Genomic DNA, 497 nt, shown 5'->3' with positions numbered 1-497 from the left:
CCTGAGAGGCCTCAAGGATCTCAAGGGCCTTACTGACTGCCCGCTGCTGATTCACACTCAGAGGCAACGTTGCGGACGCCTTACGCAACGCCAAGTGATGCTCATCGTTGATCATCTCGTAAGCGACCAGTGAGCTGTCACCGTGTGCCATCGTCAAGTTGTACTCAGCGAAGTCAGTCAGGCGCGCGCGCAGTTCATCCCATGACGCCTCTGGGTTGTCCAAGTGGTAGGCCTTGAGGGTCGAAAGGATGTCGTCTGAGATGGTCATTGCGGTGGCCTTGTCGGTGGTCCTGAGTGACAGCGTGAAGAAGCCCTTAACGGTTCCTTGCGGGCGAAGGCGAAGGTAATAGCGACCAGACCGGCGATAGTGGTATGGCTTGGCGAGCGCAGTTTGTAACAGGTTTGTCCCACTTTGGGAGCGGTGGTTGACGGTCATCGGCTGAAACCCCTGTATCCATTGGGTTTAGCCTCACAGGGTCGAGTTCTACAGCAACTAC

At 56.3% G+C, this 497-nt stretch carries 1 pseudogene; it reads right to left on the bottom strand.

Features of this window, described 5'->3' with window-relative positions:
- Positions 1 to 436: pseudogene (locus ACEWE8_RS26110) on the bottom strand (integrase); the annotation flags it as partial.
- Positions 437 to 497: the final 61 nt, after the last annotated feature.

Source organism: Pseudomonas sp. TR47 (assembly GCF_044143025.1).
Classification (GTDB): domain Bacteria; phylum Pseudomonadota; class Gammaproteobacteria; order Pseudomonadales; family Pseudomonadaceae; genus Aquipseudomonas; species Aquipseudomonas putida_E.
The sequence above is the reverse complement of the archived record's forward strand: the minus strand, read 5'-3'. Positions and strand labels throughout refer to the sequence as shown.